Raw genomic sequence first — 6,820 nt, 5'->3', positions numbered from 1 at the left:
TTTTTTTTGGGGGGGATCGCCCACTACACTTTTCTTTGTTTTGGGGGGGGGGGGCGCCCCCCCCCCCCCCCCCGAATCCCTAAAATGAGCTCAGACAAATGCTTCAATCGGGGCTATTAAAAAAAGAATGGTTAAATTGGAACAACCAAAACATACAAATTCTAATATGAAATATAAATTAAAATACGCTTTGTTGCTGCCGTTTTTATTTTCTTTAAAAGCAAATGCGCAGGAAATAAAAGCAGAACTCAATAAAGAAATAAAAAAACAGGAAAAAATCTCTTACATTCTGGATTTTCCTCAGAATACAAAAGGAAATGTTCCGCTTATTGTTTTTCTTCACGGTTCCGGAGAAAGAGGAAACAATCTGGAAATCGTAAAAGCGCACAGTCCGTTTACCTACAAAAATTTAATAAAAGAACCGGTTGCGATTTTAGCACCTCAATGTCCTGAAAATACATGGTGGGATACAGAAACAGTTTATAATTTAATAAAAGAAATTCAGTCAAAATATAAAGTGGATTCTTCAAGAATCTACCTTACCGGACTTTCAATGGGAGGATGGGGAACACTGAAACTCGCAATGGAACATCCCGAAATGTTTGCGGCGGTCGTTACGGTTTGTGCGCCTACAGACCGAGTAATGTACGCCAACATTCATCAGTACAAAAATCTGAATATTAAAATCTTTCATGGCGGAATGGATGATGTTGTTTTACCGGAAAATGCATTTAATTTTTATCAGGCACTGCATCCTGTAAATCCCTCTGCCGAATTGACGATTTTCCCAAATGACAATCATAATTCCTGGGATTCAACCTATTCCAATCCTAAATTATACGAATGGATGCTGTCAAAAAGAAAAGAGAAATAATTTAGTATAAATCGTTAAACGAAAAGTGTTTGCTGAATGAATGGTTCATACTTAGCTTATAGAATTACCTTCGCGAACAGAAAATAGGCAGGATAATTAAAAAAAACTTTTCGACTTTTCGTTTAGATAAACAAAAAATTAAAAATAGAACTATAATTAAAAGAAGATAGAGTTATGAAAAAGTTAATTGTAATCGCCACTTTAGCATTGGCTCCTGTATTTTCGGCACAGGAAATGGTAACGAAGCCCGTTCAATCGTATCAGACGGCTCAGTATCAGGCTAAAAAGAAAGCTTTTGTGGATAATCTTTTGTCGAAAATGACTTTAGATGAAAAAATCGGACAGCTTAATTTACCAAGTTCAGGCGATTTTACTACCGGTTTGGCTAAAAGTTCAGACATCGGAAAAAAAATCGAACAGGGTTTAGTAGGAGGGCTTTTCAATATAAAAGGAGCAGATAAAATCAGAGCCGTTCAGAAAGTTGCAGTGGAAAACAGCAGGCTTAAAATTCCATTGATTTTCGGAATGGATGTCATCCACGGTTACGAAACAACTTTCCCGATTCCATTAGGATTAGCCGCATCATGGGATATGAATTTGGTGCAGCAGTCTGCAAGAATAGCCGCTAAAGAAGCCGCTTCAGACGGAATCAATTGGACATTCTCGCCAATGGTGGATATTTCCCGTGAACCAAGATGGGGAAGAGTTTCCGAAGGAGCCGGTGAAGATCCTTACTTAGGAAGTGAAGTGGCAAAAAATATGGTCTACGGTTATCAGGGGAAAGACCTTGCCAACGGAACCAATATTCTGGCTTGTGTTAAACATTTCGCGCTGTATGGCGCAGGTGAAGCAGGAAGAGACTACAACACAGTGGATATGAGCCACGTAAGAATGTTCAACGAATATTTTCCTCCTTACAAAGCAGCGGTAGATGCAGGAGTAGCTTCTGTAATGGCTTCTTTCAACGAAGTAGACGGGGTTCCGGCAACAGGAAACAGATGGCTGCAAACCGAAGTTTTAAGAAACAAATGGAATTTCAAAGGTTTCGTAGTGACCGATTATACCGGAATCAATGAAATGGTAGATCACGGGATGGGAAATCTTCAGGAAGTTTCCGCATTGGCTTTAAAAGCAGGTATTGATATGGATATGGTAGGTGAAGGATTTTTAACCACCCTGAAAAAATCTTTAGCAGAAGGGAAAGTGACCCAAGCTGAGATCGATATGGCAGCAAAAAGAATTCTTGAAGCGAAATACGACTTAGGTTTGTTTTCAGATCCTTATAAATTCGGAGATGCAAAACTGGCTGCAAAAGAGGTGTACAATATGGAAAACCGAAACATTGCCAGAAATGTGGCAGCACAATCCATGGTTTTGATGAAAAACGACAATCAGGTATTGCCTTTAAAGAAATCAGGAACCGTTGCCGTAATCGGACCATTGGTTAATAACTCTCTGAACATGGCAGGAACATGGAGCGTTGCAGCAAAACATGAGAAAGCGGTTAATCTCATGCAGGGATTACAGGAAAACTTCGGCAAAGAAGTGAAATTCATTTCTGCAAAAGGAGCTAATATTGATTATGATGCAAAACTGGAAGACATTTATGCAGCGCACGGTAAGAAAACCGACAGAGACAACCGTTCAAAAGAAGCTTTATTAAAAGAAGCGGTAGATGTTGCCAATAAATCGGATGTTATTGTTCTGGCAATCGGCGAATCTGCTGAAATGAGCGGGGAATCATCTTCGAGAACAGAAATTACCATTCCACAGTCTCAGGTAGATCTTTTAAATGAATTAAAAAAGACAGGAAAACCAATAGCTGTTGTTCTTTTCACAGGTCGTCCTTTAGCCTTAACAAACATTAAAGATACTCCGGATGCAATTCTTAATGTCTGGTTTGCAGGTTCCGAAGCAGGAAATGCAATCTCTGATGTGCTGTTCGGAAAAGTAAATCCTTCAGGAAAACTACCGATGACTTTCCCAAGAAGTTTAGGGCAGGTTCCGATTTATTACAATGCTAAAAATACAGGACGCCCGTTAGATCAGAAGCTGGTTGATAAATGTGAATACCAGAGATTCCGTTCCAATTATATGGATGAGTGTAACACGCCGTTGTATCCTTTTGGTTATGGATTAAGCTATACAAAATTCAATTATTCTGATGTTACAGTTTCCAATGCAAATCCAAAAGGAAATCAGACCATTCAGGCATCCGTTACCGTAACGAATACCGGAAATTATGATGGAGCAGAAGTAGTTCAGCTTTATATCAGAGATATGGTAGGAAGCATTACAAGACCCGTAAAAGAACTGAAAGGCTTCCAGAAAGTGATGTTGAAAAAAGGGGAATCTAAAAAAGTTACCTTCGATATTACTCCGGAAAACCTGAAATTCTACAACGGAGATCTGAAATACGACTGGGAACCGGGTGAATTTGATATCATGATCGGAACCAACTCATCTGATGTGAAACATTCCAAAATCAACTGGACAAAATAATTTTATAAGCCGCTTACAATGAGTGGCTTTTTTTGTATTTTTGAATACATGGCAACTCATAAGGTTCTTTGGCACAATTTTGAACAGATTGAAAACTTAAAATTTAAAAACATGAAAAAAACAATTTTATTTGGTATGATGTTCCTGGGTTCATTAGTCTTTTCACAGCAAACGCATGTCGTGGGCGGAGACAAAGATGTTCACGGCTGCAAAGCTTCCGCAGGCTATACCTACTCTCAGATCAAAAATGATTGCGTAAGAGTTTTTGAACAGAAAATTAAATTGAACGAGGTAAACTCAGACAAAAGTTACAGCACATCAACGGCAGTTATTTTCAGTAAAAATATGAAAAAAGCCGAAATTTTTATTCCCGACGGAAGCGCAAACAGCATTATTCTCGACAGACAGGGAAAAAGCAAACTCTGGAAAAGCGGAAAGCACATCAAAGACAGCTACGTTTTGATTCCTTATAAGAAAACTGGTTACCAGATCAAGAAAAATGATGTGGTGATTTATCAATAAATAAAAACAGGAAATTTTAGTTTCCTGTTTTTTAGTTTTTAAATACAAAGATTAGCATTATACGGTCTGCAAGGTCCATTTTCTTTATATTGACAACTGCCTGCAGGACAACTTTCTCCTGGAGGAGGTACCCATCCTCCTGAAATGTTTTTTAAGGCTGACTTTGATAATTTTTTTAAATTTTTCATAATTAATTTGATTTAATATTTCTTTTGTAGAAGCTAAAATAAAAAATAAATCTGATAATAATTCATTTAATGTTGAAAAATATTTTCTACGGCTTTTTTATGAAAGTTTTCCTTCATTATTGCTGTCTGGTTTCATTTAAACACAGATAAGCATTTCTAAGAAAAAACCATTTTTATCTCTCACTGAAAAACCGTATTTTTGCATATCTAAAAAAAGTAAAAGAAAAGAATGAATTCCTACAAAAATCCATTGGAAGAACGCTATTCAAGCGAAGAGATGTTATTTAACTTTTCTCACAATAATAAATTCCAGAACTGGAGAAAGCTTTGGATTGCCCTTGCTGAAATCGAAAAAGATCTTGGTCTTGACATTACAGACGAGCAAATCGCCGAATTGAAAGCCAATGCTGAAAATATCGATTACGAAAAAGCTGCTGAATACGAGAAAAAATTCAGACATGATGTAATGGCTCACGTTCATACGTATGGTGATGTAGCACCTTCAGCAAAAGGAATTATTCATTTGGGAGCAACTTCAGCATTTGTAGGAGATAACACCGATTTAATCCAGATTCGCGACGGACTTTTAATCTTAAAGAAAAAGTTGGTTAACGTTATTAAAAACTTAGCAGATTTTGCAATTCAGTATAAAGATTTACCAACCTTAGGATTTACACACTTTCAGCCGGCGCAATTAACAACGGTAGGAAAAAGAGCAACCCTTTGGCTTCAGAGTTTAGTCCTTGATATCGAAGAGCTTGATTTCTTTTTAGAAACATTACGTTTCAGAGGGGTAAAAGGAACAACGGGAACAGCAGCAAGCTTCTTAGAGCTTTTCAACGGAGATTATTCTAAAGTGAAGCATTTAGATAAAGAATTGTCAAAAAGATTCGGTTTCGAGAAAGTTTTTGGCGTTTCCGGACAGACTTACGACAGAAAAATTGATGCTAAAGTAGTTGCTTTATTAGGAAATATTGCTCAATCTGCACACAAATTCACCAACGATTTACGTTTACTTCAAAATCTGAAAGAAATTGAAGAACCATTCGAGAAAAACCAGATCGGTTCATCGGCAATGGCTTACAAACGTAATCCAATGAGAAGCGAAAGAATCGGAGCTTTGGCAAAATACGTCATGTCTTTAACGACAAGTTCTGCAATGGTCGCTTCAACACAATGGTTTGAAAGAACATTGGACGATTCTGCAAATAAGAGATTAACCATTCCTCAGGCATTTTTAGCTGTTGATGCAATTCTATTAATTTGGAACAACATCATGAACGGAATTGTGGTCTATCCTAACAGAATCAACAAACATATTATGGAAGAACTTCCTTTCATGGCGACAGAATACATCATCATGGAAGAAGTGAAAGCTGGTGGTGACCGTCAGGAAATCCATGAAGTGATCAGAGTTCATTCTATGGAAGCTTCCAAGCAGGTAAAAGTAGAAGGTAAAGAAAATGATCTTATCGAAAGAATCCTGAACGACGATTCGTTAAAATTAGATAAATCAAAATTAAAAGAAGTTCTCGATCCTAAAAACTTCATCGGTTTTGCGCCCATTCAGACGGAAGAATTCATTGCCAATGAAGTTCAGCCGATTATTGATGCAAATAAAGATTTGATTGGGTTAGAAGCTGATCTTAAAGTATAATATGGTATGCAGTCCTTTTGGGCTGCATATTTTATTTAAATTGAATATGAAGATTTTTACATTTTTTATTTTAACAGTATTTCCTGTGATGATATTTTCTCAGGAACTAAAGCTGAATAAAAAAATTGAATCTGATACCGATTTTAATCACTCTGTTTCAGGAATTTCGGTTCCGGCGAGTTTCGGGAATTTTACCAGAACTGCCCTGTTTACTAATTCCAAAAATGACAGTATTCTTTCTGCGGAGTATGAAAACAAAAGTAACAATGAGCTTTTTCAGTTCAAAATAGTTTTAGGACGTTTGGATGAAGAAAGGCTTTTTAATTATTATTTTGAAAATCTAAGAAATAGAAGATATGGTCCTAAAGAAGCTGTCAATAAAGCGGTTACCTTTAAAGAAGGTAAATTCAAGCTTAATGGGATAAGCACTTATTTTAAGCATCTTGACAGATTAATTAATGTAAGGGTTTATGATGCAGGATTTTGGATATTTGTTTCGGAAACAAGTCAGAAAGGAAATGATACTTTGGCTCTGGATAACAGACAGGATGAGTTTTTGAAAAAAATAATGCCATCAAAAATTGTTGAAAAAAATCCTTTGACGAAATATTCAAATATTTATTACGCAAAAGCCTGTTTTCGTGATTCTCTAATGCTTAGAAGTGCTATGAGTAGTGCAACTAATAAGATGAGGTGGATCTATGAAAATATCAATAAATATGAAAGAGCATCAGGAATTCCAGGTATACTTTTAAACTATCAGATTGCTGGTATTAATGGTTTTATTGACTATAAAACGGAAAAAAATCCGAAACCAAGCAAAGGAGGTTACGAAACAAATAATCTAATTGGCTTCTTTATAAAACTAAGAGAATCCGGATTTATAGATGAATTTTTGATGGAGAGTTACTATTATTTATTAGTTCCTCCTGAAAATCATCAATTTGATTACAAAGGCTACCAAAAGTGGAAACAGGAAAATTCAATCGATTATAATACTTCTCAAAAGTATTATCTTATTGTAAATTCCCGCAATAAAACTGATCTTAACAAAGATGAGTAAATTAACTAATAAGT

The 6,820-nt window shown here is 36.2% G+C and carries 6 protein-coding genes; 5 read left to right on the top strand and 1 reads right to left on the bottom strand.

Annotated elements, in window-relative coordinates:
* The first annotated feature begins 166 nt into the window (after nucleotides 1-166).
* From WFH39_RS20330 to WFH39_RS20320, 3 genes are all read left to right on the top strand, one after another.
* Nucleotides 167-874 (top strand): prolyl oligopeptidase family serine peptidase, encoded by a 708-nt coding sequence (locus WFH39_RS20330; protein WP_336691243.1) that lies wholly within the window; start codon nucleotides 167-169, stop codon nucleotides 872-874.
* Between the two features lie 174 nt (nucleotides 875-1,048).
* Nucleotides 1,049-3,376: a beta-glucosidase BglX gene (gene bglX / locus WFH39_RS20325; protein ID WP_336691242.1), complete on the top strand. Its 2,328-nt coding sequence runs from the start codon at nucleotides 1,049-1,051 to the stop codon at nucleotides 3,374-3,376.
* A 111-nt stretch (nucleotides 3,377-3,487) separates the two neighbouring features.
* Entirely contained in the window at nucleotides 3,488-3,898 is a 411-nt protein-coding gene (locus WFH39_RS20320; RefSeq protein ID WP_336691241.1) for a hypothetical protein, read from the top strand.
* Nucleotides 3,899-3,936: 38 nt separating this feature from the next.
* Here the strand turns inward: WFH39_RS20320 and WFH39_RS20315 are convergent, their stop codons facing one another.
* Complete coding sequence (locus WFH39_RS20315) at nucleotides 3,937-4,086, bottom strand: bacteriocin-like protein (protein WP_336691240.1); 150 nt, start codon at nucleotides 4,084-4,086, stop codon at nucleotides 3,937-3,939.
* A gap of 229 nt (nucleotides 4,087-4,315) precedes the next feature.
* Between WFH39_RS20315 and purB the strand changes: the two genes are divergently transcribed.
* Nucleotides 4,316-5,743 carry an adenylosuccinate lyase gene (gene purB, locus WFH39_RS20310; RefSeq protein WP_185204883.1) on the top strand — a complete coding sequence of 476 codons (1,428 nt, stop codon included), beginning with the start codon at nucleotides 4,316-4,318 and terminating at the stop codon, nucleotides 5,741-5,743.
* A 46-nt stretch (nucleotides 5,744-5,789) separates the two neighbouring features.
* Nucleotides 5,790-6,806 carry a hypothetical protein gene (locus WFH39_RS20305; RefSeq protein ID WP_336691239.1) on the top strand — a complete coding sequence of 339 codons (1,017 nt, stop codon included), beginning with the start codon at nucleotides 5,790-5,792 and terminating at the stop codon, nucleotides 6,804-6,806.
* The last annotated feature ends 14 nt before the right edge of the window (nucleotides 6,807-6,820 follow it).

Source organism: Chryseobacterium sp. MMO-72 (assembly GCF_037146035.1).
GTDB lineage: Bacteria > Bacteroidota > Bacteroidia > Flavobacteriales > Weeksellaceae > Chryseobacterium > Chryseobacterium indicum.
Note: the sequence above shows the minus strand (reverse complement) of the source record. Positions and strands in the feature narration are given on the sequence as shown.